The sequence below is a fragment of the Paenalkalicoccus suaedae genome, from assembly GCF_006965545.2.
Lineage (GTDB): Bacteria > Bacillota > Bacilli > Bacillales > Salisediminibacteriaceae > Paenalkalicoccus > Paenalkalicoccus suaedae.
The window spans coordinates 3,234,208-3,259,496 of the sequence record NZ_CP041372.2 but is presented as its reverse complement, the minus strand read 5'-3'; the positions used below and the strand labels follow the sequence as shown (position 1 = coordinate 3,259,496).

The 25,289-nt window shown below is 43.3% G+C and carries 26 protein-coding genes and 1 other annotated feature; of the genes, 17 read left to right on the top strand and 9 right to left on the bottom strand.

Features of this window, described 5'->3' with window-relative positions; all coding sequences use genetic code 11:
- The first annotated feature begins 90 nt into the window (after window positions 1-90).
- A complete protein-coding gene (locus tag FLK61_RS16980) occupies window positions 91-702 on the top strand; it encodes a gamma-glutamylcyclotransferase family protein (protein WP_176010541.1) in 612 nt (203 codons plus the stop codon).
- Here the strand turns inward: FLK61_RS16980 and FLK61_RS16975 are convergent.
- Both FLK61_RS16975 and FLK61_RS16970 read right to left on the bottom strand, forming a co-directional pair.
- A complete protein-coding gene (locus tag FLK61_RS16975; RefSeq protein WP_176010540.1) occupies window positions 699-1,589 on the bottom strand; it encodes a hypothetical protein in 891 nt (296 codons plus the stop codon). The two genes, FLK61_RS16980 and FLK61_RS16975, sit on opposite strands and share 4 nt — an antisense overlap.
- A 498-nt stretch (window positions 1,590-2,087) precedes the next feature.
- Window positions 2,088-2,276, bottom strand: coding sequence for an SE1832 family protein (locus FLK61_RS16970; RefSeq protein WP_176010539.1), 189 nt, complete (start codon window positions 2,274-2,276; stop codon window positions 2,088-2,090).
- Between the two features lie 172 nt (window positions 2,277-2,448).
- Here FLK61_RS16970 and FLK61_RS16965 point away from each other — a divergent pair, with 172 nt between their 5' ends.
- Window positions 2,449-2,652 (top strand): DUF6440 family protein, encoded by a 204-nt coding sequence (locus tag FLK61_RS16965; protein WP_217706322.1) that lies wholly within the window; start codon window positions 2,449-2,451, stop codon window positions 2,650-2,652.
- A 77-nt stretch (window positions 2,653-2,729) separates the two neighbouring features.
- Here FLK61_RS16965 and FLK61_RS20265 read toward each other — a convergent pair whose 3' ends face one another.
- Window positions 2,730-2,852: a hypothetical protein gene (locus tag FLK61_RS20265; RefSeq protein ID WP_283811863.1), complete on the bottom strand. Its 123-nt coding sequence runs from the start codon at window positions 2,850-2,852 to the stop codon at window positions 2,730-2,732.
- Window positions 2,853-3,311: 459 nt separating this feature from the next.
- Window positions 3,312-4,118, bottom strand: coding sequence for a histidinol-phosphatase (locus FLK61_RS16960; RefSeq protein ID WP_176010538.1), 807 nt, complete (start codon window positions 4,116-4,118; stop codon window positions 3,312-3,314).
- Between the two features lie 174 nt (window positions 4,119-4,292).
- Between FLK61_RS16960 and FLK61_RS16955 the strand changes: the two genes are divergently transcribed.
- The 6 genes from FLK61_RS16955 to FLK61_RS16930 all read left to right on the top strand — a co-directional run bounded on the left by FLK61_RS16955 (window position 4,293) and on the right by FLK61_RS16930 (window position 10,687).
- A complete protein-coding gene (locus FLK61_RS16955; protein ID WP_176010537.1) occupies window positions 4,293-5,312 on the top strand; it encodes an extracellular solute-binding protein in 1,020 nt (339 codons plus the stop codon).
- A 23-nt stretch (window positions 5,313-5,335) separates the two neighbouring features.
- Entirely contained in the window at window positions 5,336-6,484 is a 1,149-nt protein-coding gene (locus tag FLK61_RS16950) for an ABC transporter ATP-binding protein (RefSeq protein ID WP_176010536.1), read from the top strand.
- Entirely contained in the window at window positions 6,471-8,126 is a 1,656-nt protein-coding gene (locus FLK61_RS16945) for an ABC transporter permease (RefSeq protein WP_176010535.1), read from the top strand. Before FLK61_RS16950 ends, FLK61_RS16945 begins: the two co-directional genes overlap by 14 nt.
- 85 nt (window positions 8,127-8,211) lie before the next feature.
- Window positions 8,212-9,933, top strand: coding sequence for a sensor histidine kinase (locus tag FLK61_RS16940; protein WP_176010534.1), 1,722 nt, complete (start codon window positions 8,212-8,214; stop codon window positions 9,931-9,933).
- Window positions 9,934-9,935: 2 nt separating this feature from the next.
- Window positions 9,936-10,076: a response regulator gene (locus FLK61_RS16935; protein WP_176010533.1), complete on the top strand. Its 141-nt coding sequence runs from the start codon at window positions 9,936-9,938 to the stop codon at window positions 10,074-10,076.
- Window positions 10,077-10,093: 17 nt separating this feature from the next.
- A complete protein-coding gene (locus tag FLK61_RS16930) occupies window positions 10,094-10,687 on the top strand; it encodes a response regulator transcription factor (RefSeq protein ID WP_176010532.1) in 594 nt (197 codons plus the stop codon).
- Between the two features lie 137 nt (window positions 10,688-10,824).
- On the opposite strand, the gene FLK61_RS16925 is transcribed toward FLK61_RS16930, so the two are convergent.
- Window positions 10,825-11,871 (bottom strand): type II TA system antitoxin MqsA family protein, encoded by a 1,047-nt coding sequence (locus FLK61_RS16925; protein WP_176010531.1) that lies wholly within the window; start codon window positions 11,869-11,871, stop codon window positions 10,825-10,827.
- A 58-nt stretch (window positions 11,872-11,929) separates the two neighbouring features.
- Window positions 11,930-12,280 carry a type II toxin-antitoxin system MqsR family toxin gene (locus FLK61_RS16920; protein ID WP_176010530.1) on the bottom strand — a complete coding sequence of 117 codons (351 nt, stop codon included), beginning with the start codon at window positions 12,278-12,280 and terminating at the stop codon, window positions 11,930-11,932.
- 509 nt (window positions 12,281-12,789) lie between these two features.
- Between FLK61_RS16920 and FLK61_RS16915 the strand changes: the two genes are divergently transcribed.
- Window positions 12,790-13,305: a MarR family winged helix-turn-helix transcriptional regulator gene (locus FLK61_RS16915; RefSeq protein ID WP_249777626.1), complete on the top strand. Its 516-nt coding sequence runs from the start codon at window positions 12,790-12,792 to the stop codon at window positions 13,303-13,305.
- Window positions 13,306-13,316: 11 nt separating this feature from the next.
- Window positions 13,317-13,524, top strand: a binding site (T-box leader).
- A 45-nt stretch (window positions 13,525-13,569) separates the two neighbouring features.
- Window positions 13,570-14,859: a tyrosine--tRNA ligase gene (gene tyrS / locus FLK61_RS16910; RefSeq protein ID WP_176010529.1), complete on the top strand. Its 1,290-nt coding sequence runs from the start codon at window positions 13,570-13,572 to the stop codon at window positions 14,857-14,859.
- A 564-nt stretch (window positions 14,860-15,423) separates the two neighbouring features.
- Here the strand turns inward: tyrS and FLK61_RS16905 are convergent.
- Window positions 15,424-15,693 (bottom strand): DUF3006 domain-containing protein, encoded by a 270-nt coding sequence (locus FLK61_RS16905; protein WP_176010528.1) that lies wholly within the window; start codon window positions 15,691-15,693, stop codon window positions 15,424-15,426.
- Window positions 15,690-17,063, bottom strand: coding sequence for an MBL fold metallo-hydrolase (locus FLK61_RS16900; RefSeq protein ID WP_176010527.1), 1,374 nt, complete (start codon window positions 17,061-17,063; stop codon window positions 15,690-15,692). Before FLK61_RS16900 ends, FLK61_RS16905 begins: the two co-directional genes overlap by 4 nt.
- 327 nt (window positions 17,064-17,390) lie before the next feature.
- Between FLK61_RS16900 and FLK61_RS16895 the strand changes: the two genes are divergently transcribed.
- The 6 genes from FLK61_RS16895 to rbsB are packed head-to-tail and all read left to right on the top strand — an operon-like array spanning window position 17,391 to window position 23,078.
- Window positions 17,391-18,383, top strand: coding sequence for a LacI family DNA-binding transcriptional regulator (locus FLK61_RS16895; RefSeq protein WP_176010526.1), 993 nt, complete (start codon window positions 17,391-17,393; stop codon window positions 18,381-18,383).
- A complete protein-coding gene (gene rbsK / locus FLK61_RS16890) occupies window positions 18,376-19,263 on the top strand; it encodes a ribokinase (RefSeq protein ID WP_176010525.1) in 888 nt (295 codons plus the stop codon). Before FLK61_RS16895 ends, rbsK begins: the two co-directional genes overlap by 8 nt.
- Window positions 19,260-19,658, top strand: coding sequence for a D-ribose pyranase (gene rbsD / locus FLK61_RS16885; RefSeq protein ID WP_176010524.1), 399 nt, complete (start codon window positions 19,260-19,262; stop codon window positions 19,656-19,658). Before rbsK ends, rbsD begins: the two co-directional genes overlap by 4 nt.
- A gap of 13 nt (window positions 19,659-19,671) precedes the next feature.
- Window positions 19,672-21,171: a sugar ABC transporter ATP-binding protein gene (locus tag FLK61_RS16880; RefSeq protein WP_176010523.1), complete on the top strand. Its 1,500-nt coding sequence runs from the start codon at window positions 19,672-19,674 to the stop codon at window positions 21,169-21,171.
- A complete protein-coding gene (locus FLK61_RS16875; RefSeq protein WP_176010522.1) occupies window positions 21,158-22,102 on the top strand; it encodes an ABC transporter permease subunit in 945 nt (314 codons plus the stop codon). Before FLK61_RS16880 ends, FLK61_RS16875 begins: the two co-directional genes overlap by 14 nt.
- Window positions 22,103-22,118: 16 nt before the next feature.
- Entirely contained in the window at window positions 22,119-23,078 is a 960-nt protein-coding gene (gene rbsB / locus FLK61_RS16870; protein WP_176010521.1) for a ribose ABC transporter substrate-binding protein RbsB, read from the top strand.
- A 455-nt stretch (window positions 23,079-23,533) separates the two neighbouring features.
- On the opposite strand, the gene FLK61_RS16865 is transcribed toward rbsB, so the two are convergent.
- Window positions 23,534-23,860: a hypothetical protein gene (locus tag FLK61_RS16865; RefSeq protein ID WP_176010520.1), complete on the bottom strand. Its 327-nt coding sequence runs from the start codon at window positions 23,858-23,860 to the stop codon at window positions 23,534-23,536.
- 368 nt (window positions 23,861-24,228) lie between these two features.
- Here FLK61_RS16865 and FLK61_RS16860 point away from each other — a divergent pair, with 368 nt between their 5' ends.
- The gene (locus FLK61_RS16860) at window positions 24,229-25,254 is read left to right on the top strand and encodes a LacI family DNA-binding transcriptional regulator (protein ID WP_176010519.1); all 1,026 of its coding nucleotides are present in this window, start codon (window positions 24,229-24,231) and stop codon (window positions 25,252-25,254) included.
- Window positions 25,255-25,289: the final 35 nt, after the last annotated feature.

The following is a 25,289-nucleotide window of genomic DNA, read 5'->3' as shown; positions in this document are numbered from 1 at the left end:
CTGGATGTGCGGAGGTGGGCGTTGTTTTATAGAGATTATGTGAATGGAGAGCCGTTTTATTAATGGCGTTTGGATGGAGATTATGACAAAGTGGGCATCAGTTATGACATTTTGGTTGGAGGTTATGACAAAGTGGGCATCAGTTATGACATTTTGGTTGGAGGTTATGACAAAGTGAGCATCGGTTATGACAGTTTGGAAGGAGGTTATGACAAGATGGGTAAAAGTAATGACAAATTAAACAAAAGTTTTGACAAGGTGTTCGAACAAGATGGCGGTGGACAGCTGCTTTTTAGCTATGGGACGTTGCGTGATGAAGACGTTCAGCGTGTGTTGTTTGGGCGTGTTGTGGAGGTGCGCGAGGCTGTGTTGGATGGACATGCTGCCTATGTGGGGGAGGATGGCTACTATTTTCTCAAAAAAGGAATTGGGGTGATCGAGGGAGCGGTGCTGCGGCTTACGGGCGCGGAGCTTGCGGTGGCGGACCGGTGGGAGGAGGTGCCGGTTTACGCGCGAGTTGCGGTGGATGTGCGGGTCGCGGGCGAGGTCGTGCGTGCGTGGGTGTACGTGCGGCCGGACGCGGTGGGCGAATCGGTGGATTTGGCGCACGCGCAGGGCTCCTTCTCCGCGGGGGAAAAGGAGGCATATGTGCGTGAAGCGCGAGAAATGATGGCGCGGATTAGAGGGGGCGACGGGAATTAGAAATCGTCGTCCTCGTTGTTAGACGGGTCGTTGAATGAGTCCGTGTTGGAGTCGTTTTCGTCCATATTATCTTGGGACTCTTCATCGCGATCCGTGATATTACTTGTGACATCATCTACATCGCCGTCGATGATTTCCATGTGACCAGGCGGACTGAAGAGAGCCTCATCCATGTCGATGTTGAGCGCGAAGGCGATTACCTCCGTAACAGTCAATTCATCGCCGAAGCTTGCTGTTTCGCTCCGAATTTCTACGTACGAATCCTGGTCAAACCAGTGGCGGGCCGTGGATCCGTCTGTCTCTGACTCAATCACGTGAGTCGTATAGCCGTTGACTTCGTCCTCACCGAGGTAGCGGAGCGTGCCTGATTCGAGAATTGCCTCGAATGAGCCGAGATCCATGTTGAACCAAAGCGTGTCCTCCGTAATTTGCGCTTCAGGCTCGTAGCGAATTGCTTCGTCTTCGCCCGAAATATAGTGGAAGGAGTATTCTGGCTCATCAATATCTGTCAGCTGATATGTGGTGAAGTCCATTTCGTTTGAGCTTGTCTCTGTTCGGTGGAAAATATCGTTACGGTCCACAAACGTCCACGTTTTTTCGAACATAGTAGTGCTTTGCTCCTCGTCAGAGTCAGATGACGTGTCAATATTGAGCTCGCGGTAGGCGCTGTCGATGTCGCTGTATGTAGCAATGGCCTGCTCGAGCACCTCGATGGCCTCTTCGTCCTGTTCGGGTTGGGAGCCGGTGTTGTTGTCGGTGGATGAGTTATTTGTTGCGTCTGATTGATTGGTAGTAGCGCTGTCTGTGCCGCCGTTGTTGTCATTGGAGCATGCAGCGAGCGCGGCAAATGCGAGTATCGTTGCGGAAGTACTTAGTAAATGCTTCAAAAATTCACGTCCCCTCAGATATGTCGATTGGTTATATAGTACCAGTACCCGAAAAAGGGTGAGGAGTAACGGGGAATGTTGGGGGATGGTGTGCGATTAAACGGAAGGGAAGGTCGATTAACCGGAACCAAGGAGTGATTAACCGGAACCGAGGTGCGATTAACCGAAACCGAGGTGCGATTAACCGAAAATCAGGTGCAGTTATCCTTTCTCGAGGTGGTGGCTGGCAGTTGGCATTCAATATTGTTTTAATTGGATAGTTCGAGTGTAGGCTGACGGAATGCGAGAGTTAATTATGACAAACTGAGCAATAATTATGACAGCCTGAGCGGTAATTATGACAATCCAACCAATAATAATGACAGTCTAGGTAGGAATTATGACAATTCAACCATCAATTATGACAAACCGACCAACCAACTGATTTTCTAAACTTCCCATATGCAAAAAGCAGCCGCATCTCAATCTGCGACTGCTTTTTGCATTGTTCACTTTTTCCTAGTACCCGCGCAACTCCGCGCGCTTTTTATATAGCTCCGTCAGCTCGGCTTCGATCTCTTTGAGGCGCGCCTCCATTGGTTGCGTGTTGCCGCCGCCGATGGATTCTAGCTTCTCGAGATTGTTTTGGAGCTGCATATATTCGTCCTTTAGCTCGTTCATTTGAGCTTCGACTTCTGGTAGTTGCATGCGTGATTCATCCTTTCTTTATCTGATTGCTCTTAGTGTATCAAAAATCTTAGCTACTAGTCTGCTATTTGCTCGCCCTATATATACAATTGATGAAACATTGAGGAGCGATCAAGCGTAACTAAGGTATTAAGTATCTACTTTTGCGAGTCAAAATGAGAAGGAGTGATTCATTATTTTCCGTAAAAAAGAAGAAAGTCGATTTGAAGAGAGGTTAGTGCAAAATTCTGGCCAAGGTATCATTTATATTTGGGTGGATCGCGAGACGGGTGTCAACTACCTTTATACGTGGACGGCTCAAGGTTGCGCGTTGACTCCTTTGTTAGATGAAAAGGGAGACGTGGTTGTTGAGCAGGTAGGTAAAGCGACAGATTGAATAATCGAGGAGAGAGCGCTGACCGTAAGTGGTTAGCGCTCTTTTTGAGAGAGAAAAACCTGGATAATGCCCCTGGCTTATTCGTTCTCTTCATTCACATCTATAGAGAAAATGCCTTTTTCGGGATCGGCTTTGCCGGTTTCAATGGAGCAGCCAGTAAGTATCATTGCTGAGGCGATAAGGATAAGTAGTTTCTTCATATATGTTCATCTCCTTTAGTTTATATAGATACGTTTGGTGTGGTGATGTGGTTTCCTTTTTTTGTTAGGGGTGTGCGGGTATTTGGTTCGGGAGCTGTGTGGGGAAGTCCATAACTATGGAATGGGGAACATAAAAAGAGGATCAGGAACATAAAAACGGAATGCGGAACATAACCCTTAGCATAAAATCTATTTGTGCTTCATGCAGAACTTAAAAAGTATGAAATACCTTAACTAGCGCGAAGAATATCAGGTTGATCTTCAATAGAGTGGCCTTCGCGTATTAAATAAGACTAATGTGTTAGATGCAGTTAAGACGAGGTGCTATCTGGCACTTTGTTAATTCAATAAATGATTCTTTAAAACAAATCTAGCTTGCTAAATAATTTTATTCGACTTTCCATATTTACTAAAAAAGAAGAGCCCCACGGCTCTTCTTTTCCCATCTATCAACCCTCCCTAAATCTCCACAAATTCTCTCTTTCCTTGCCTAAACACAGCCCATTCTGTTACTCCGACGCCCTTTAATACTCCCGCTACATAGTCATATTCGTAGCCGACTTCCTTTGGATCGTGGCTGTCTGATCCGAATGTGAAGCTTGCGCCACTTTCTGCTAGTTTCTTTATGACCGCTTTGCTTGGAAAAAGCTCCTTGCATTTTCTTAATCCTGACGTGTTGATCTCTACCGTTTTCTTCGTTTCTCCGATTAATTGAATGATTTGATCTAACTTTTCATCTACAAGTTTGCTAGAGATTGCAGGTGCAAATGCCTTTAAGGCATCCATGTGGGCGACGATATCCCCGAAGTCTTCTGCCACCATTTGATAGGTGAGCGTGTAATAATCTAGTAGCTCTTTTTCAACATCCACTGAGGGATCGCTCCAACGCGTCTTATCAAAAATATGCTTTCCGTTAACGTAGTGTACGGCACCGATGTAGTAGTCTAATCCAGCCTCTTTAAACGCACTTTTATACACATCCGTGTGACCTTCAAAATAATCTCCTTCGACACCTAGCAATACCTCAATTTTATCCGCATACTTAGCCTGGGCTTGCTTCATAGCACCTATATAAGCGGAGAACTCTGACTTTTTCATCACCATCCCCGGGAAGCCATCATCTTCTTCTTTGTGAAAAAAGGGGTTATGGTCTGTAATACCAATTTGTACAAAGCCTTGTGAAATAGCAGCTTCGATATAATCGTGTATATCTCCTGATGCATGCCCACATCTATAATGGTGAGTATGTAAATCAACTTTTGTCATTTTAGACGCCACCTTTCGTTTCTTCTAGCGTACCGAGTATTTTGTGACGAGACAAGCAAGGAGTGTGAAAATGCAGAATAGTTGATAAAGTTGAAGGATTTTGGGATATGTAAGCGTTTTAATTACCGCTACACTTAGTGTAATAACAAAATAAGTTTGAGGGGGAAACATGTTATGAAAAAGCTTTCAGGAGTTGTTTTAGCAAGTGCGGCGGTATTACTCAGTTTGTCAGCGTGTAGTGAAGAAGGGTCGGGACAGACGGAATCAGACGAGCTAGTACTATATTCACCTAACAGTGAAGAGCTCATTTCTACTATCGTACCACTTTTTGAAGAGGAAACAGGGATTCGTGTTGAAGTAATCAGTGCTGGGACAGGCGAACTGATGAGACGTATTGAGACGGAGCAAAACTCTCCATACGGCGATGTGATTTTTGGAGGGACAGAATCAGTTCACTTAGAGAATTTGGATCTCTTTCATGAATATGTCTCTGAGAACGACGCGAACTTAATTGAAGAATATCAAAACGACACAGGTAAGGTGACATCGTACGTATTAGATGGGAACGTCCTGTTAGTTAATGAAAATCTAATTGGTGATATCCAAATCGAAGGGTATGCCGACTTACTAAACCCAGAGCTCAGAGGAAAGATTGCCCATACGGATGCAGCAAGCTCAAGTTCTGCTTTTAATCATGTGACAAACATGCTTTTAGCAATTGGTGGCGACTATGAGAGTGAAGAGGGATGGGCATTTGTAGAAGAATTTGTGGATAACTTAGATGGGCGCATCTCAAGTGGATCTGGAGCGGTACATCGCAGCGTAGCTGATGGAGAATATACTGTGGGCTTGACGTGGGAGGATCCGGCTGTTGGATACATTCGTGGAGAGGTGGCACCAGTGAGAGTCGTTCACCCTGTTGAAGGAACGGTTTATGCAGCATCAGCTTCTTCTATCATTGAGGGTGCACCTAATTTAGCAAATGCAGAGAGATTTATTGATTTCCTTCTCTCTGAGGAAGTTCAAAATACGATCGGTGAAAATTTGAATAACAGACCGCTTCATAAAGATGCTGTTGTAGCAGATCACTTAACACCAATGGAAGATATCAACCTTCTTTTTGAGGATCTAGACTATGTAACTGAAAATAAAGACGCAATTGTAGAACGTTATATTCAATTCATCACGAACTAAAAAGGTAGAGAGGGTGTCCCAGCATGAGCATTGCGATCGATTTTAACCATGTAGTAAAAAAATACGGAGACCAGGCTGTCATTCCTGGTCTCTCGATCAAGGTGAAAGAAGGGGAGTTTTTTACCCTTCTCGGACCCTCTGGATGCGGAAAAACGACCTTGCTTCGAATGGTCGCAGGTTTTAATAGTATCGAAGGTGGAGAAATAAAGTTTGATGAAAAGGTGATGAACGACGTAAAGCCAAGTAAACGTAACATCGGTATGGTGTTTCAAAACTACGCTATTTTCCCCCATTTAAGTGTGAAGAAAAACATTGCATTTGGACTTGAGAATCGCAAGACGCCAAAAGCAGAAATAGAGCGACGAGTCGATGAGATTTTAAGAATCGTGCAAATTGAGAAATTTAAAGATCGATTGCCTGAGAATTTATCAGGTGGACAGCAACAGCGTGTGGCCTTGGCAAGGGCTATTGTTATTAATCCAGATGTTTTACTCATGGATGAACCACTCTCTAATCTAGATGCCAAGCTACGGATAGAATTGCGAAATGCGATTCGTAAAATCCAGAAAGAAGTAGGAATTACAACCGTTTACGTGACGCATGATCAAGAAGAAGCAATGGCTGTGTCCGATAGGATTGCTGTTATGAAGGATGGATACATTCAACACGCTGGTACGCCACAAAATATTTATCATCGTCCTGCAAACTTATTTGTTTCAAGCTTTATTGGACGTAGTAATATTCTTAACGCAACACTGTTTGCAACAAACGATAAAACTGAAATCGTCATACACGATAAACACCGCGTTGTATTAACAAATATTCGTCAAGAACTCATAAAAAGTACAAAAACAAATGTACAGGTTTGTGTTCGCCCAGAGGAATTCCTTTTTACGAGCGATACGAATGGCTTAAAAGGGAAAGTACAACGTAGCTCGTTCTTAGGTCTTAACACGAATTACTTTATCGAACTTGAGAGCGGAGAGACTGTGGAGGTGATTCAAGAGTCTGACATTGATACATTGATTCCTGAAGGTTCCGTCGTCTATTTAAAGCTAAATCAAGCCAAAGTGAACGTTTTTAATGAAGATGGATCTGTCAATTTGACTGAGGGTGTGAAAAATGACGCAGCAGGTGAGGTGCAGAGTGAGGTGAATAATGTTGCAATCTAAATCAAATCGAGATATTTGGTCGACGATGACCATCGTTATTTTTAGCGTATATGCATTGTTTCTCTTGTATCCGTTATTCTCCTTATTAATTACGAGTGTGCAAGACCCGGGATCAGGTAGCTTTTCGCTACGTTACTTCTCCGATTTCTTCTCTAGCGCATATTATATGGAGGCACTTTGGAACAGCTTTAAGGTGACAATTGCAGTTACAGCTATATCAGCCTTAGTGGCTGTCCCGCTTGCATATATTATGACGACCGTTAAAATTAAAGGCGCTATACTCGTTACGACACTCATTATCATCTCCTCTGTGTCACCACCGTTTATAGGAGCATACTCATGGATTCTTCTTTTAGGGAGAAACGGAGTCATCACAAATTTCTTTCAAAATACATTAGGTATCCCAGTTCCTGATATTTATGGATTTACTGGAATTTCCCTTGTTCTAGTTCTTCAATTATTTCCACTTGTGTACATTTACACATTAGGAGCTTTAAGAAGTGTTGATAACTCGCTCATTGAAGCTGCAGAGAGCATGCAGTGTACTGGATTGCAAAAGATGTACAAAATTATTGTCCCACTCATCATTCCGACACTCCTTGCTGGCTCCCTTCTCGTTTTCATGCGAGCACTCTCTGATTTTGGTACACCAATGCTAATTGGAGAAGGATATCGAACAATTCCTGTATTAATCTTTAATGAGTTCATTAGTGAAGTTGGTGGAGACGCAGGATTTGCAGCTGCGATTAGTGTCATTGTAGTCATCATTGCTTCCCTTGTCTTCCTTTTACAAAAGTACATTTCTAAAAAGAAGTCCTTTACGATGAGTGCGTTAAAACCAATCGAAGCAAAGAATTCAACTGGAGTAGCGAATATTGTGGCCCACACCTTTGTCTATGGTGTTACCGCTATTGCGCTTCTGCCGAGGATTTACGTGATTTATACCTCGTTTTTAGAAACAAGTGGAACGGTGTTTGTACAACGATTTTCGCTAGATAGTTACTTTATGTCATTTGATCGACTTGGTAGCAGTATTCAAATTACGTTTATGTTAGCTATTGCTGCCATGGTCATCATCGTGATTATGTCTGTATTTATCGCCTACTTGACAGTACGCCGACCGAATAAAATAAACGATACACTTGATACAGTCAGTATGTTCCCATTTATCGTCCCGGGCTCAATCTTAGGTATTGCGTTATTAGCATCGTTTAATAGTGGACCAATCTTACTTGGTGGTACGGCATTTATTATGATTATTTCCTTTGCGATTCGTAGACTGCCATATACCATACGGTCAAGTGCCGCTATTTTAAATCAAATTAGTAAATCTGTAGAGGAAGCCTCTATAAGCTTAGGTGCCTCGAACTTAAAGACATTTGTAAAAATAACGCTTCCTATGATGGCATCAGGTATTATTGCGGGTAGTATTTTAAGCTGGATCAACATCTTTAGTGAGCTTAGTACATCCATCATTCTTTACACTGGTGCGACGCGTACAATGAGTATTGCTATTTATACCGAAGTACTTCGAGGGAGCTACGGAACAGCTGCCGCACTCTCTACGATTTTAACCATCGTAACAGTTCTATCTCTTCTCGTATTCTTCAAAGTAACTGGGAAAAGAGAAGTTGCCATTTAAGAGTTGGATAAAAATGAAGGATTCTTCCTTAGTAACCTTATGATATGATCAGAAGAAGAACCTACACAGGTAAGGAGGCAGACAGATGCCACAGACTACTAGTTTAAAGGAAAAAGTCCGTAAGGCGTTTATGCGCTACACGCTGATTCCATTGCTCATAGTAGCTGTGGCAGTGTCTGCCTTTTTTTACTTCAATTCCTCTCAAATCCTGATCAGGCAAACAGAAGAGGCTGGGCAAGCGTTAGCTGCAGATTTAAGTGAGATGCATGAGTCTTACGCACAGTTTATCGAAGAGACAGCACAAAGTGCCATTGTAATTGATTACCTTGATTTTATGCAGGGAGAGTCTTCACTCTTTCAAGCTTTCTATGAGTTTAATACGCAACAAATCATTCAAAGTGACTTTTTCTTATTCGATAAAAATGAGTCACTTGTTCTATCCAATGCGATTGATGTGGATCAGCTAGCACCAGATCTCGCTGATTACTTTTTGACATCTAAGCGATTACTTGACCGACAGGAGTCGCCTGTTATTAATCGCGTTAATCAAATTCCTTATCATAATGGCAGACTTAGCTCGTACTTGTATGGAGCACAAATCGTTGACGAGAATGAAGAGAAGGGATATGTTTTTTACTTACTGCACGAAGAAGATTTTCTTACATTACTTTTTCAACACCCGGTCAATTTATCAGTGATTACGGATCCATACGATACGATTATTGCAACAAGCAACAATTCGGTCCGAGACTTTTTAAATAAGTATCGGCCAGATGTTGAAGAGGGAATGAACGTGCAAATAAGAGATAATGATTTTGTTCAAGCAAAAGAGCAGATACCTGGATCAGCATTATCCGTTTACACGCTTAATCCTGTACAACAATATTCTAGTACACTTGCGATTATTACAGGCTTCTTTTTAGTTTTATCTTTGTTCATTTTTATCGTGCTACGAGTGTTGTCTTCTAAGCTATCAGACAAGCTTACAGAGAGTATTAACAATATGACGGAATCTATCAATCAGTTCAAAATCGGTAGTAATGATTACTACTTGAAATCCTCTGACGAAGAGGAAATGAATGTCTTAGCCGGACAATTCAATGACATGTTAGATGAAATTAAGCAGTTAATTAGAGAGAAGGAGGAGCTCTCTAAACGTCAGCGCGAATCAGAAATTAAGCATTTAGAGTTGCAGTTTAATCCCCACTTTGTATTTAACGTGTTAGAATCGATTCGCTATTCGATTTTAATTGAGCCTAAAAATGCGGAAAAAAGCATCCTAGCCCTCTCAAAGCTACTTCGTTATAGTGTGCAGAAGAGCGATCAAGAGGTTCTTTTGGTAGATGAACTGAACCAGCTACAGCATTACATTGACTTGCATCAACTGAGGTTTGAAGATTCCCTTCATTATGTAGTTGAAGTCGATCCTATGCTCCAACTACATCAGCATGTTATTCTTCTGCCTCGTCTTCTTATTCAACCACTAGTTGAAAACGCAATAAAGCACGCAGATCCTAAAGGTGAAGCACTTCAAATACATGTACAAATGCGATTAAAACAAAATCAGCTTTTATGCACGGTAATAGATAACGGTAAAACATGTACTTTTGAGAAAGTCGATTTGTTAACTAAAGAATTACAGGATGAAAACAGTTCGGAGATTGGGTTAGGTCTTTACAATGTGCATAGGCGCATTCAACTACTTTTCCCAGATAATAAAGGCTTGGATGTAGCAGTAAATAACGGAGGGCTTCGCGTTTCATTCGAGATGCCGCTGATTCTTACGCACGAGAGGAGTGTAGGATAACAATGAAAAAGGTGTTGCTTGTTGAGGATGAACGGATTATAAGACGAGGACTTGTGTTAACCTTTGACTGGCATAGTCACGATTGCTGTATTGTAGGGGAGGCAAGCGATGGACTCGAGGCGAGCAGGTACAACCTGATATAGTAATTACGGATATTCGTATGCCAAATATGACTGGTATTGAGCTCCTAGAAACGTGTAAGTATAGGACGAATCAACTCTCGATTATCTTAAGTAGTTATGATGAGTTTGACTATGCGAAGCAAGCGATGAAGCTTGGAGCATTTGATTATTTGTTAAAGCCTTTAAACCATGAGGAGCTCTCAGCTACTTTAAAAAAGGCAGTCACTCATTTGGATGAAAGTGGATCAGTAGGGAAGAAGAGCGAGAAAGCGGAGTGGTTTTTTGCAAATGACGCAAAACCTTCCTCTATTTCTAATTCAATTAAGCGAGTGTTAGATTTTATTGATGAGAATTTTGCGGAAAAACTGACGGTTCAAGAACTAGCTGACCATATCGATAAAAGCCCGACCTATCTTCATGGAAAGTTTAAAAAAGAGATGAACCAAACGCTAAGTCAATATATCAACAAAGTCCGTATTCAAAAAAGTATCGAGCAAATGCGAAACGGTGAAGATCACATTTACTCTATCGCACAAAGCGTCGGTTACAGTGATTACAAGTACTTTACGACGGTGTTTAAAAAGTATACGAACCACAGTCCCACGAGCTTTATTAAGTCGTTGCAACTGTAAGCGATTGTTGTAATAATGCCTGTGTTCGCTTATGTTAATTATGTGGTGTGAGAGTGGGAACAAGAGCTAATGATCGTTATAACAACTTTATAGCACATGAAAAGAGCCCAGAAGGCTCTTTTTCATGTGCTTAACTATTACTTCCCGTCCTCACCAAACTCCCTCATCGTCTCCCCATATTCATAAGGGATGAACTCTCCATTCCTGGTTTGTTTATAAGCATCTTCTTCATGTGAATAGTCCGAGATAGTGGACGCGTTGAAGGAGTGAAAGTGATCGATGACCTCTTGGATTGTCTCGATCTCTTCCTTATCTAGTAAGGATAAATCGTATTGTTGATTAGGTTCGATAAATTCACCTTCAAAGTTGTCGAATGGTTGTAAGTGTACGACGTGATTTTCTGTCAGTGCATCGAGCATGAGCAAGTGGTGATAGGGCACCGGGCCGTAGGGGAAATGCTGATAGGCGATACCGGTGATGGAGAGCCCGTATTTTTGATAGCTCTTAAAATCTGAATAAAAAAGGAGTTTCATGAGCTTCGTTTTAGAAACTTTAGGAATGTGGCTTGTCATGTATAAAATAATTGTTGAGAGCTTATTAAAATTAAAATCTGTGTAGCCAGTATATTCCTGATTGACGGCCACGGGGGAATATTTTTTTGTCAGTAGTTCAATTGTGTCCTTTTCATCATCGATGTAAGGCTTTTGGCGAGTTGACTCAAATCGCTGTTGATCGAGCCTTCCTAATGCATGTTGATTACGCGCATATAAGTCGCGGAGGTAGGTAGGATCGTCCTTTGCCTGACGTAAACTGGTGTGATGAGACTTGGATGGGATCGATCCACTTTCATATCTAGCAACAGTTGCTGGACCCCACCCAAGAAGTGCGGCAAAACCTCGTTGTGATAAACGATAGGACTGTCTAATGGCAACAATCTCTTTAGCAGATAGATAGTTCTCTTCTTGGCGAAACAAATCGTAGGCTTTCTCTAAGTTGACAGAATCAAGATCCTCGTCAAAAATGCTCGTTTTACACGTTGTGCAAATGCGAACGGAAGCTAGTATAGAAATTTCTTTACCGCGAACTTTATATGTTTCTTCTGAATGGACAATGGTTGTTGGCATAAAATCATTACACGTGTCGCAGAATTCATTTAACGAGTGTTGATCTAGTTTATTAGTCATCTTGTTCACCCTCTCTATTTCTTTATGAAGACAGCTTATTAGGCTATCTTCTCTGCAACTACAAATTTCTATATGGAAGTGTAAAAGGTCCTGTTGAAGGTTTAAAGGACAAGCAAATACAACCTCGTTTTGGGTGAAGTTTCAGTTTGATGTAGACAATGTCATCATCTATTGGTTTTCCAAATTCCCAAATAGATGTATCATCGCCAATCTTATCAGGTGTAGGACCGCGATCATAGTGGACAAATTTAAGTGTTTGAATCTCTTTTTTGGCTTGAGGAATTGTTAATCCAAGTGCAGCCAATCCATCAAACGTTCTAGGTTCCATTCTAAACTGTCTTGGCAGCATAATAACCTTTCTCATTTCTTTAAGGAATGCATTGACCTCTTGAATGGAACTACTATGCAAGGCGACACCCCCAACATTACTGGATAAGAGTATTATGTCACAACTGAAATAAAAATGCTATCAATTGATATCAAAAAAGTGTGAGGTATTAGTCTTTACATGTTGGTTCTTTGGAGGTGGGGTGCGGTTAACCGAAAACCATTACTTCGGATAGAGTTTAGTCGGTTTTGATAAGTGGCACTTATTCGCATGCTCGTAAGGTTGTTAAATTAACCGGAGACGTTGCTTGATTAACCGAAACCGAAGGTCGATAAACCGGAAAAGAGCTGTGATTAACCGGAAAGGAGCTGTAATTAACCGAAACAGAGGCTCAATAAACCGGAACGGAGCTCTAATTAACCGGAAACGTCACTCAATTAACCAGAACCAGCCCTCCATCATCCGCTTGCTCAAAAACTTCCCTCTTGCTTTATTTTTACTCCTCTGTTAATATCGTTTCATAGCTAACGATCGACGAAATAACGATCAACTTATGAAACAATCTAAGCTTAAACTAATCCAAGGTGGTGGTGTCTATTTATTCGTTCACGGATGAAGGTGCGTTGCTTGAGGAAGAGCGCGAGGCTGTTAATAGGCTTTCGGAGCTACCGGTGGAGTCACTGGATGGCGATGCCATCGCCATGGTGACGTCGATATATAAGGTGGCGCAGGGGTTGCGCAACAAGATGGAGCGCGAGGTGCTCGCAGAGCATGGGCTGTCGTGGACAGCGTTTTCGATGCTGTACGATCTTTGGATTTGGGAGTCCGTCGAAACGAAGAGACTGGCGGAGCTTACCGGGGTGTCGAAGGCGACTGTGAGTAACATCACGAAAACGCTTGAGCGCAAACGGCTACTTGTTAGAGAGACGGACGCGCGAGATCGCAGAATCACGCACCTGCTTTTAACGGATGCTGGCAAGGACTTGATGAGGGAGCTGTATCCGCGGTTTCATCAAGGAGAAAAAGAGATTGCGTCCGGCCTCACCGGAGATGAGCAGAGGCTTGTTGCGTCGCTGATGCGTCGTGTGATTGTGAATATGGAATAATCAACTATATAAGAATAGCATTGAGAGGAAGCGAAGTAGGTGTCATCTCCCTGTTGCAGAGAGTCGGTGGGTGCTGCGAACCGATACACAGGTGAACCGAATTACACTCCTTGAGCTGCCAGCGTGAGTAGCGCAGGCCGGTTAGCGAGCCGTTAGTCGCAGAGTTGGAAGGCTATTGACTTCAAGAAGGGTGGTACCGCGTGTGCGCACGTCCCTTCGCGAGGTTGATAGCCTTTTTATATTTTATTATGGAGGGATACTATTATGGGTCAAAATGTGTTGGAGCAATTAAACGAGGAGCAACGTCTTGAAGTGAAGCGGCAGGTGCGATTGTACGCGCACGGTGCCCAAGAGGTGATCCCGTCGGAGGAACTGGAGCTGAAGGTAGCCCAGTCGGTTTTAGAGGGGCGCCCTCTCAAGATTAAGCTAGGCTTGGATCCATCTGCGCCTGATGTCCATCTTGGACATACGGTGGTGCTAAAAAAGATGCGTCAATTTCAGGACAACGGTCACATTATTCAGCTGTTAATTGGTGATTTTACGGGTAAGATTGGGGATCCAACTGGTAAGTCTGTGGCGCGTCGCGCGTTGACGGACGAGGAAGTGGAGCACAATGCGAAGACGTACTTTGAGCAGTTTGGCAAGGTGCTCGACATGGAGAAGGTGGAGCTTCACTACAATTCAAAGTGGTTGCGCACGCTGTCGTTTGAGGACGTGATTCAGCTTGCAGGTAAAATTACGGTGGCGCGCTTGATGGAGCGTGACGATTTCGAGGAGCGGACGGCGCTCGGTAAGCCAATTTCGCTCCACGAATTTTTCTACCCATTGATGCAGGGGTACGATTCGGTCGTCCTAAAGAATGATATTGAGCTTGGCGGCACGGATCAGCATTTCAATATTCTGATGGGGCGCCACTACCAGGAGAAGTTTGGCGAGCCGAAGCAGGTGGCGCTACTGATGCCGCTTTTAGAGGGGCTTGACGGTGTGGAGAAGATGTCGAAGTCGAAGAATAACTACATCGGCATCGACGAGGCGCCGCGCGACATGTACGGGAAGGCGATGTCGATTCCGGATGAGCTGATGGGCAAATACTTTGAGCTGGTGACGGATTTGTCGGTGGATGAGGTCGAGAAGGTCAAGGCAGACTTGGCGTCTGGGGCGTTGCATCCGCGCGATGGCAAGATGCGTTTGGCGAAGACGATTGTGCGGATGTACCACGACGAGGAGGCTGCGCGTAAGGCCGAGGACGATTTTATCGCGGTCTTCCAAAAGGGCGCGTTGCCTGATTTTATGGATGAAGTCGTGTTTGATTTTGAAGCTGCTGGCGTCGGTGAGAAAAAATCGTCGGGCGCAGGAAACAGTGTGCGTGTGTTAGTGTTGCTAACGCAGCTGAATTTGTTCCATTCGAATAGTGAGGCAAGTCGTATGATTGCGAACGGTGGCGTTCGGATTAACGGTGTGAAGGTAGAGGATGATAAAGCGCGCGTTGAAGTAACGGACGAGATGATCGTGCAGGTTGGGAAGCGGAAATTTGTGAAGGTGCGTGTGGGGTAGGTTGGGGTGTTGTGCTGATGGGGATGGGGTGCGGTGCGGTAGTGCGGTTATCCGGATAGATGGTTCGATAATCCGGAAACAGTTGATCATTATCCGAAAACGGGTGTTCATTATCCGAAAACAGTCGATCATTATCCAGAAACGGGGTTCGATAATCCGGAAACAGTTGATCATTATCCGAAAACGGTGATCGATAATCCGGAAACAGCCGATCATTATCCGAAAACGGTGATCGATAATCCGGAAACAGCCGATCATTATCCGAAAACGGTGATCGATAATCCGGAAACAGTTGATCATTATCCGAAAACGGAGATCGATAATCCGGAAGCAGTCGATCATTATCCGAAAACGGAGATCGATAATCCAGAAACGAGGCTCAGTTACCATATAACCAAATTTAGAAGTCCTCAACATATCTACCAGCCCGAACCAGAACCCGATCAAACAACCGTCCGCCAACGCTCCTCACAGCACGGCACTTAGCAACTCTATCTCTAATACTTCTACACAAACAAGCCCAGCCTGAGAGAGAATCTCCTGGCTGGGCTTGTTCTATAGCTATCATCTTCTTTTAAACTTACTGCCACTACTTTTCTTACGTATTCGTCCTAGTTTGTTCTCGATGCGCTCTGTCTGCTCGTGCGTTTTGGCGGAGTCTAGCTCTATATTACTAACGACCCCGTCCACCGCGTCAAACGTTATCCAGGTACCTTCCTCTGCACCTGCTGGGAGGTCTTCGCGAAGAACATTGAATTGGAGCTGCTCAGACTCAACGAGAATGACAGCGTGCTGTCCGTCTTCTATACGATCGATCACACCTAATTTTTTCATGATGAACCTCCTGCACAGGCTGCGCCCTCGGCGACAATATCGCCAAGTCTACCAGCGGCGATGCCGTTTACGCGAGTAAGGTCATCGACGGAGTTGAATGGACGGAGCGATATCAGTTCCTCGGCCCGCTCAGGACCGATGTGGATAATTCCCTGCAGTTCGTCGAACGACGCGCTGTTAATATCGATACAGCCACTTGGAGTGAGATCCGTTGCGGGCTCTTCCACAGGCTCTTCTTCAACTGGATCTGGGTCGTCCGCTGGCGTAGCTCCGCCGCTAGATCCTCCCGATGATGAAGGCGAAACCGTGCCGTCCGCGCTTGTTAAGACATTCATCTCTTGACCATCCGTTTCTACGATAACCGTGCCGTGCACGTGGGTGCCGTATAGATCAATGCCTGCCTGCTCCACGCGCGTGACGACCTCTTCATGCGGGTGACCGTATGAATTATTTTCGCCAGCAGAAACAATGGCAATGCTCGGGGACACGGCAGATAAAAAGCCCTCGGTTGTGGACGTATTTGAGCCGTGGTGACCAAGCTGAAGCACGTCCGCACTAATATCATAGCCACTATTCACCATCATTTGCTCCGCATTCTGCTCCGCGTCACCAGTAAGCAGGAAGGTAATGTCGCCGTACGTAAACGTGGCAGAGATAGAGTCATCATTTAAATCATTCAAGGCAGAAACAGGGTGGACAATCTCCACAACTAGCGGTCCGACGTCAAAAATATCACCTGCGCGCGGCTCGTAGTAATCGACCCCAGTCGTCTCGATCGCATCTAAGACACGTTCAAACGTTTGAGACGTAGCTGTGGCACCGGACATCCATACTTCCGATACATCGAATTCGTTTAAAATGGTGTCCATCTGACCGATGTGATCCGCGTGTGGGTGACTGCCAATTAGAATGTCGATTTCTTCGATATCATTGGCATGTAAATAATTGACCACATCATTGCGACTGTAATCGCCAGTATCGAATAGAATCGTCGCCTCGTCGAATTCAAACAACGTGGCATCAGCCTGTCCTACATCAATAAAGTGGACGCTTAACGAGCCTAAGTCTTCTGTCGCGCTCGCGATCTGAATGTCTTCGTTGGATGAGTCAGCGGCTTCTTCCTCAACAGGTTCGTTTGCTTCATTTATTTCGTTCTCTGTGTGTGTTGCTTCATTAGAAGTCTCTTCAACCTCGTTCTCTTGAGAAACCTCGTCATTCTCTGATGCAGAAGCTTCGCTTTCGATTTCTTCGTTCGGAGCTACGTTGACGTCGTTTGCGTTTTGCATATCCTCCGGTGTTTCTGTCCCGCAGGCCGTCATAACCAACGGCGCGAGCAAAAATAGCGCAGGGAGCATCCTCGATCTGTTCATCTCTCCACCTCAATCTCTGTATTTGTCACTTACAAAATCCGTATGTCCATGATAGCACTGACATCGCCAGGGGGGTAGGCGATTTTTTGGGTGGGTCCCGTGTTAGGATGTGGTAGTAGGATATTAAACGTTAATACTAGACTACAGGATTATTTAAATCTTGAGATAACAAACTTTAGTATAAAGGTGGCAAAATGAATTTTTAAATTAGTTATTGTAAAACGCTTTCATATCAGATATAATCCAGTTATCAAATTTTTTTAGTTTGATGTGTAACCGGTTACACATGCTAGTACATATCATCTTCACAAGAAAGGAGGGGTTATCATGGCGACGATTAGAGATGTTGCTAAAAGTGCTGGAGTATCTGTCGCAACAGTTTCTCGCGTGCTTAACAAAAAAGGTTATGTGAGTAAGGAATCAGAGAAGGCTGTCATGTCAGCTATTGCGTCTTTAAACTACGAGCCTAACTCTGTTGCAAGGACACTAAATAATAAATCTTCTAGCATGATTGGGCTCGTCGTTCCAGATATCACAAACCCCTTCTTTCCTGAACTAGCTAGAGCCATAGAAGATGTGGCTAACATTTACGGATATACGGTTGTTTTATGTAATACAGATGAGGAAGTTAAAAAAGAGAAACAATATCTACATGCATTAAAGCAAAAATATATAGATGGAATTATCTTAACAACCTCTAGCTTGTCAGACGAAGATTATAGCAAGTTGAATATTCCGATTGTAGCCTTAGACCGTGTGATCGATGATAAAACCCCTTCTGTCTTTTCTGATAATAAGAAGGGCGGAGAAATGGCTACAGAACACTTAATAGCGAATGGATGTAAGTATCTTGCGCATATTCGAGGGCCGATAGGAGTTGGGCCTGCAGATGATCGGTATGAGGGGTTCGTTGAGACAGCTGAAAAGTTTAACGTTCCATATATCGTTGTGAACGCTGATTTTCATCTAGATCGATCTCGCGAAGTAGCAGAAGAATTATTGCGTAATCATCCTAATATAGATGGTATTTTTGCCAGTAGTGATGTTGCGGCCGCAGGAGTAATGAAGGCTGCTCATTCTGTAGGACGTTTGATTCCAGAGAACTTGAATGTGATTGGTTTTGATGGTATTCCTATGGGAACCATGTTAACGCCTGCTCTTACTACAGTGAAGCAACCAATTTATGATATGGGTGCATTAGCAACTAGACTTTTAATTAAGCAAGTCGAGAAAACAAGACTTGATACGTATCACTATAAGCTTGAGACTAAACTAGTTGTGAGAGAAACAACGAAGAATTTGGAGGTATCACATGAGTAAATCTACGATTGCTGTAATTGGTAGTATCAATATGGATATGGTGACAGAGACAACAAACTTCCCAAAGCAAGGTGAAACTGTGCTTGGAGACTCCTTTAAAACCTTTCCAGGTGGAAAAGGTGCTAATCAAGCTGTTGCCGCAGCAAGGTTAGGGGCATCAGTTAGCATGTTTGGATGTGTGGGTGACGATGCGTTTGGTAATGTTCTACTCGACGCATTAAAGCATGATCATGTAAATATTGATAATGTGGAACCGGTTACACATATAAATTCTGGAGTTGCTACAATCATTGTCTCCGATCACGATAATCGAATCATTGTTCATCAAGGCGCGAATGCACATGTAACCCCAGACTATATTGATCGTCATTTAGCTAGCATTTTAGCGAATGACATTGTCATTGTGCAGCTAGAAATTCCGGTGCAAACAGTTGAGTATATTTTAGACCGCTGTCACGGGAAAGTACCAGTTATCATTAATCCTGCACCTGCTCAGTCTTTACCACTCCAGACCTTAGAAAAAGCAACTTATTTAACACCTAATGAGACAGAATATAAGCAGCTTTTTGAACTTAATGACACACTCACTGATAAATTAATTATTACGTTAGGTTCACAGGGCGCTGCCTACTATACCTCTGGTGAAAAAATTAAAGTATTAGGCTTTCAAGTAAATCCGCTAGATACAACTGGCGCTGGAGATACATTTAATGGAGCTTTTGCCGTTAAAGTCGCTGAAGGAGCAACATTAAAAGAGGCAATTCGCTTCGCTAATGCGGCAGCTGCATTAAGTATTCAACAATTAGGAGCGCAAACTGGAATGCCTTCACGAGAATCAGTAGAATCATTTATCCGAATGAATGAGGAGAATGTGACATGAAAAAGCAAGGAATCTTGAACCGAGATATAGCAGGGGTTTTAGCGAAGATGGGGCATACAGATCAGCTCGTTATAGCGGACTGCGGCTTGCCGATACCACCTAACGTGCTATGCATTGATCTGTCATTGAAGCAAGGAATTCCATCATTTTTGGATGTGCTAAATGAAATAACGAATGATATGGTTGTGGAAAAAATAATACTGGCTGAAGAAATTAAAACAAAGAATGTGTATGTACATGATGACCTTCGAATAAAGCTCGGAACTGATATAAAGGTTGACTATGTTACACATGAGGATTTTAAGTTGCAATTAAAGCATGTAAAAGCAATTATTCGAACAGGTGAAACAACACCATATGCAAATGTCATCCTTCAATCTGGCGTTATTTTTTGAAAGGGGTGTAAAGATGGTTATTGATATGCAACATATCGATAAGTCCTTTACTGGCAACCAAGTGCTGAAAGATGTGCAATTTTCCTTAAAAAAAGGTGAGATTCATGCACTAATGGGCGAGAATGGTGCGGGTAAATCGACACTTGTAAAAATTCTTACTGGCATTCATCAGCGTGACAATGGAACCGTATCGGTAAAAGGAAAAGAGGTTACCTATAAACACCCAAAAGATGCAGAATTAGATGGTATAGCAGTTATTCATCAAGAGCTTAATATATTGCCAGAATTAACAGTTGCAGAGAATTTATTTTTAGGCAATGAGCAAACTGTGGGACGTTTTGGGTGGCTTAAAACAAAACAGATGAATCGTCAAGCAGAAGAGAAACTTAGAGAGCTTGGTTTAGATGTCAAAGCTACGGAGCGTGCTGGTAACTTGTCTGTTGGAAAACAACAAATCATTGAAATTGCTAAGTCTTTACTGACGAATGCTGACATCATTATTATGGATGAACCGACAGCTGCTTTAACAGGAAAAGAGATATCTACTCTGTTTAAAACGGTGCGTGACTTACAGAATAAAGGAGTTTCGTTTATTTATATCTCTCACCGAATGGAAGAAATATTCTCTTTATGCCAACGAATCACTATTTTGCGAGACGGTGAGTACGTAGGAACAAAAGTTATATCGGAAACAAGTTTTGACGAGATAGTGAAAATGATGGTGGGACGTGAACTCGGAGGAAGATTCCCAGATTATGACCTTACTCCTGGCAATACAAAGCTTGAGGTTAAAGAGCTGACTCGACAAGGAGAGTTCGAGGGAGCGAGTCTATTTGTAAGAGAAGGAGAAATTTTAGGGATTTCTGGTCTAATGGGAGCCGGAAGATCAGAGTTAGTTGAGACGATCTTTGGCTACCGAAGAGCTGACAGTGGCGAGATTGCGATTGATGGAAATATCACCTCTATAAAAACGCCACTTGACGGTATTCGCCAGCAAATGGGGTTTGTTTCAGAGGATCGAAAAACAAAAGGATTAATTGTAGACTTCTCGATCAAAGATAACTTAAACATCACTAACTTTTCTTCTATATCAAAGAATGGTTGGATATCTAATGAAAAAGAAATGGAGCTTTATCATAGACTTGTTAAAAAATTAGGAGTTAGGCTGGCTGGTCCAAACCAAACGGCAAAATCGCTAAGTGGCGGGAATCAGCAGAAAGTCGTTATAGCAAAGTGGTTAGGACTCAATCCGCGCATTCTTATATTAGATGAACCAACTCGAGGAGTGGACGTTGGAGCGAAAAAAGAGATTTATATGATTATGAATGAACTTGCTAAAGCTGGTGTAGCGATTATTATGGTGTCGTCAGAACTACCTGAGATTATCGGTCTTAGTAGTAGAGTTGCTGTGATGCACGAAGGCAGACTAATAAAGACGCTAGAAAGAGATGAGCTGTCAGAAGAAGGAATCATGCACTATGCGACAGGAGGAGATAAGCATGTTAAGCAGTAAACAGATGAAATCGTTACTTGCAACGATAGGACCATTCATTGGATTATTCTTAATTGTAACCGTCATCACTATTCTAAATCCAAGTTTTTTGTCCTTATCTAACGTTTTAAACGTATTACGACAAGTTTCTATTAATGCACTAATTGCATTTGGGATGACCTTTGTCATTCTTACTGGAGGTATTGATTTATCAGTTGGTGCAATTCTAGCCTTTTCTGGTGCGGTGACAGCCACGTTAATGGCGGCAGGTGTTGATCCAATTTTAGCTATGATGGTCGGACTTTTAGTCGGAGCCATATTAGGTGCTATTAATGGACTAATCATTTCAAAAGGAAAAGTGGCTCCGTTTATTGCGACACTTGCCACAATGACGATTTACCGTGGTCTTACTCTCGTATTTACAGATGGTCGTCCTGTGTCAGGTTTAGGAGAATCTACTTTATTTGAAATGCTAGGCCGCGGATACTTCTTCGGTATTCCTGTTCCAGCTGTAACAATGCTAATGAGCTTTCTAGTGCTTTATCTCATTCTGAAGAAAACAACGTTTGGACGCCGTGTCTATGCGGTGGGTGGTAATGAGGAAGCAGCAATTCTATCAGGGATTAAGGCGGATCGCATTAAAATTTACGTCTATTCTTTAACTGGATTTTTGTCTGCGCTTGCAGGAATCATATTAACATCTCGTTTAAACTCTGCACAGCCAACGGCTGGAACGATGTATGAGTTAGATGCTATTGCAGCAGTAGTACTAGGTGGAACGAGTTTAACTGGTGGACGTGGGTGGATTGTCGGCACTTTAATAGGTGCCTTAATCATAGGTGTCTTGAATAACGGTTTAAACTTGCTTGGAGTCAGCTCATTTTTCCAACAAGTCGTGAAAGGAAGCGTCATTCTATTAGCCGTTCTTTTAGACCGCAAAAAAACTGCTTAAAAGGGGAGAAGTAGACATGAAAAAGGTACTTGTATGGGTGATGTTTGCAGTAGTAGGGATGTTTTTATTAGCGTGTTCAACAGAAGCGCCAGGCAGCGGAGGCAATGCTAACGAAGACACGGATAATACGAGCAACAACGCAGCTGGAAACGATTCAGGAGACGCAGATTATACGGTCGGATTCTCTATTTCAACGCTCAATAACCCGTTCTTTGTCACTTTACAAGAGGGTGCTGAAGCGAAGGCAGAAGAGCTAGGAATCGAAATAATCATGGTTGATGCACAGGACGATGACGCTAAACAGGTGAATGATGTGGAAGATTTAATTCAGCAAGGCGTAGATGTTATTTTAATTAATCCAACCGATTCATCCTCTGTCGTTACGGCAGTTTCATCTGCAAACGATGCAGGAATCCCTGTTATCACAGTTGACCGTGGAGCAGATGGTGGTGACGTTGTCAGTCATATTGCTTCTGACAACGTAGCAGGCGGAGAAATGGCTGGAGATCTTTTAGTTGAACTATTAGGCGAAGGTGCAGAAGTAGCTGAAATTGAGGGCATTCCAGGATCATCTGCTGCGCGTGAACGTGGAGAGGGATTTAATAATATTGCGACGGATGCTTTATCTGTTGTATCCTCTCAGACAGCTAACTTTAACAGAGCTGAAGGTCTAAATGTTATGGAGAACATTTTACAGAGTAATCCCGATATAGTCGGTGTATTCGCACACAACGATGAAATGGCATTAGGTGCATTAGAAGCTGCAGAAGCTTCAGGTATGGACGAACTAGTTATTGTAGGCTTTGACGCAACGGATGATGCTGTGGCAGCGGTAGAGGCAGGTCGCTTAGCTGGAACAGTTGCGCAACAGCCAACTTTAATTGGGGAACAAGCGCTTGAGACGGCGCTAGCGTTCCTTCAAGATGAAGATGTGGAAGACTTTATTCCAGTAGAACTAGAGCTAGTCCGAGAATAAATCAATGGCAAAAGCCCTCGTGCTGATTCATTTGCATGAGGGTTTTTTATATGAATAGAGGCGCGTTAACTTTTGTGATACATACGATAATTTAATCATATGCCTATGTCCTTTGACATGTAAACGGTTGACCAGAATTTTACATAATAGTTCGATTGCTTAATTCCTAGACAGGAGTATATTAGGAAGAAAGGAGTTGAGTGATTATGATTTCATTGCATGTAATTCGCTACGTTTTGATGGGTACGATGGGCGTGACGAGTCTCAGCATCCTAGCTTATCAAGGGGTCGCATTTATTAAAGCATTAGGGTCGCTAAGCTAATTTTTACTTTTTGTTAGACACATATATGCTAGGTATTTTGATGGAGGAGGATCCCAGATTAGGGGTCCTCTTTTTTGTAGGAAGTTTTATCGTCTGAAGGGATGCAGAATGATATACTAGTAAACTTGTTTTCTATAAAAACATATAGGAAACAGCATGCCAAATTAGATATACGCCGCTTATGATAGTCGCAATTACGCCGACGCTTGTGGACACATGCACGTTGTAATGCTTGGCGGATTTCTTATAAATTAAGAAGGCTGCGTATAATAAAACGGCAATTCCAACAGGGATAGCAACGCTCTCTATAAGCATTCCGGTAGGCGTGTAGTCAAATGGAGGGCCGTCAGCTGCCCGGAATTGTCCAGATGAGATATAAATAAAAAGCATGAATTGGGCAACTGCAGTAGCGGCGATAACGAGCAGAAAATAAATGGTATATGCAGATAATTGTTTCATAGGCGTCCTCCTAGAAGCACTTATTATGGAATGGTTTCGATATAGTGTTGCGATTGATCCTATTATATCAAAGTCATCATGGCAAAATAGATAAAAATGGCAAGTGAATAGGTGCCAGCAACCTGAAGTTCTTTCTAAAGCGGGGCGAGCGAACGCAATTTGGGCTCTGTGTACGCAATTTCCTCTCCCCCAAAATACATATTGACGTAGCTTCTCCTCTTAGGGTAGGATAGTGAGCATATACAGGTAGTTAAGCGCTTAACATAACTACACAAAACAGTTAACAATGTGCTTCCCAAACTGCTGGAGCACGCGCGACATTTCTCCAGCAACTGCACCACACAAACCCCACTAGAGGGAGAGACGAGATGAGTAAAAAGCCTACTATGCAGGATGTGGCGACGCATGCGAATGTGTCGATTGCGACGGTGTCCTATGTGCTGAATGGCGTTAAAAAGGTGTCGGATAAGACGAAGGAGAAGGTTTTTGAGTCAATTAGAGAGCTAAACTATTATCCCGATTCGTCCGCCGTGAGCCTGTCGCGACGCAAATCGAACCTCATCGGCATCTTGATCCCGATGCTAGGGGATTCGCCCGCAGCCATGTTTAAAAAGAATATTTATTACAACGAGTTCGTGAGCGGCATCGAAGTCATCTCGCGCAAAAATAACTATGACACCATGATCAGCGGCGTCGCCGAGCCTGAGGATGTGAAAGGCTGGGTCAAAAAGCGCAACCTCGATGGCCTGATTTATATCGGCGAGCTACCCGAGAACCTCTATGAAGAGCTCATTCAGCTTGACGTGCCGCTCGTGCTCATCGACACGTATGCGAAGGAAGCGGCCAATTACAACAACGTGCGCATCCAGGATGAGCGCGGCGGATATCTTGCGACCAAGCATTTGATTGAGCTCGGCCATACCAAGGTCGCTTTCGTGCCTACTAATTTGCAAACATCGCCAGTCGATCTGCATCGTATGAATGGATATAGGCGCGCACTTTCGGAGAGTGGCATCGCTTTTGATGAAGACCTCGTGTTTGAATCGTATGACGTAAAGTTTGAGCAACCTGCGCTCGTAAACCGGATCGTTACCGCGGATCCTGCGCCGACCGGTATCGTCACCGTTTCAGATGTGCTCGCAATCGGTGTCATCAACGAGCTGAAGAAGCTTGGTAAAAGCGTGCCGGACGACTATTCGGTCATTGGATTTGACGATTTGATTATAAGTGAATACATTACACCTCCGTTAACGACGGTTCGTCAGGATATTTTTACAAAAGGACGTACAGCGGCGGAGCTTGTTATTGCATCTATTGAAGAAGAAAGTCATGGTCACAATACGGTTGTGTTACCAGTCGAGCTGGTGGAAAGAGAATCAACGAGAAAGCTATAGTTACTAACGGGTGGGGACACCATGTACCACCCAAT

What these genes read in the sequence shown, in the direction of transcription:
- FLK61_RS20265 (WP_283811863.1), bottom strand. Translation starts at nt 2,852, where the DNA reads ATGAAGAAACTACTTATCCTTATCGCCTCAGCAATGATACTTACTGGC.
- FLK61_RS16950 (WP_176010536.1), top strand. Translation starts at nt 5,336, where the DNA reads ATGAGCATTGCGATCGATTTTAACCATGTAGTAAAAAAATACGGAGAC.
- FLK61_RS16880 (WP_176010523.1), top strand. Translation starts at nt 19,672, where the DNA reads ATGGTTATTGATATGCAACATATCGATAAGTCCTTTACTGGCAACCAA.
- FLK61_RS16935 (WP_176010533.1), top strand. Translation starts at nt 9,936, where the DNA reads ATGAAAAAGGTGTTGCTTGTTGAGGATGAACGGATTATAAGACGAGGA.
- FLK61_RS16865 (WP_176010520.1), bottom strand. Translation starts at nt 23,860, where the DNA reads ATGAAACAATTATCTGCATATACCATTTATTTTCTGCTCGTTATCGCC.
- rbsB (WP_176010521.1), top strand. Translation starts at nt 22,119, where the DNA reads ATGAAAAAGGTACTTGTATGGGTGATGTTTGCAGTAGTAGGGATGTTT.
- FLK61_RS16900 (WP_176010527.1), bottom strand. Translation starts at nt 17,063, where the DNA reads ATGAACAGATCGAGGATGCTCCCTGCGCTATTTTTGCTCGCGCCGTTG.
- FLK61_RS16925 (WP_176010531.1), bottom strand. Translation starts at nt 11,871, where the DNA reads ATGACTAATAAACTAGATCAACACTCGTTAAATGAATTCTGCGACACG.
- rbsD (WP_176010524.1), top strand. Translation starts at nt 19,260, where the DNA reads ATGAAAAAGCAAGGAATCTTGAACCGAGATATAGCAGGGGTTTTAGCG.
- FLK61_RS16860 (WP_176010519.1), top strand. Translation starts at nt 24,229, where the DNA reads ATGAGTAAAAAGCCTACTATGCAGGATGTGGCGACGCATGCGAATGTG.
- FLK61_RS16895 (WP_176010526.1), top strand. Translation starts at nt 17,391, where the DNA reads ATGGCGACGATTAGAGATGTTGCTAAAAGTGCTGGAGTATCTGTCGCA.
- FLK61_RS16970 (WP_176010539.1), bottom strand. Translation starts at nt 2,276, where the DNA reads ATGCAACTACCAGAAGTCGAAGCTCAAATGAACGAGCTAAAGGACGAA.
- FLK61_RS16930 (WP_176010532.1), top strand. Translation starts at nt 10,094, where the DNA reads ATGCCAAATATGACTGGTATTGAGCTCCTAGAAACGTGTAAGTATAGG.
- FLK61_RS16905 (WP_176010528.1), bottom strand. Translation starts at nt 15,693, where the DNA reads ATGAAAAAATTAGGTGTGATCGATCGTATAGAAGACGGACAGCACGCT.
- FLK61_RS16955 (WP_176010537.1), top strand. Translation starts at nt 4,293, where the DNA reads ATGAAAAAGCTTTCAGGAGTTGTTTTAGCAAGTGCGGCGGTATTACTC.
- rbsK (WP_176010525.1), top strand. Translation starts at nt 18,376, where the DNA reads ATGAGTAAATCTACGATTGCTGTAATTGGTAGTATCAATATGGATATG.
- FLK61_RS16940 (WP_176010534.1), top strand. Translation starts at nt 8,212, where the DNA reads ATGCCACAGACTACTAGTTTAAAGGAAAAAGTCCGTAAGGCGTTTATG.
- tyrS (WP_176010529.1), top strand. Translation starts at nt 13,570, where the DNA reads ATGGGTCAAAATGTGTTGGAGCAATTAAACGAGGAGCAACGTCTTGAA.
- FLK61_RS16875 (WP_176010522.1), top strand. Translation starts at nt 21,158, where the DNA reads ATGTTAAGCAGTAAACAGATGAAATCGTTACTTGCAACGATAGGACCA.
- FLK61_RS16960 (WP_176010538.1), bottom strand. Translation starts at nt 4,118, where the DNA reads ATGACAAAAGTTGATTTACATACTCACCATTATAGATGTGGGCATGCA.
- FLK61_RS16945 (WP_176010535.1), top strand. Translation starts at nt 6,471, where the DNA reads ATGTTGCAATCTAAATCAAATCGAGATATTTGGTCGACGATGACCATC.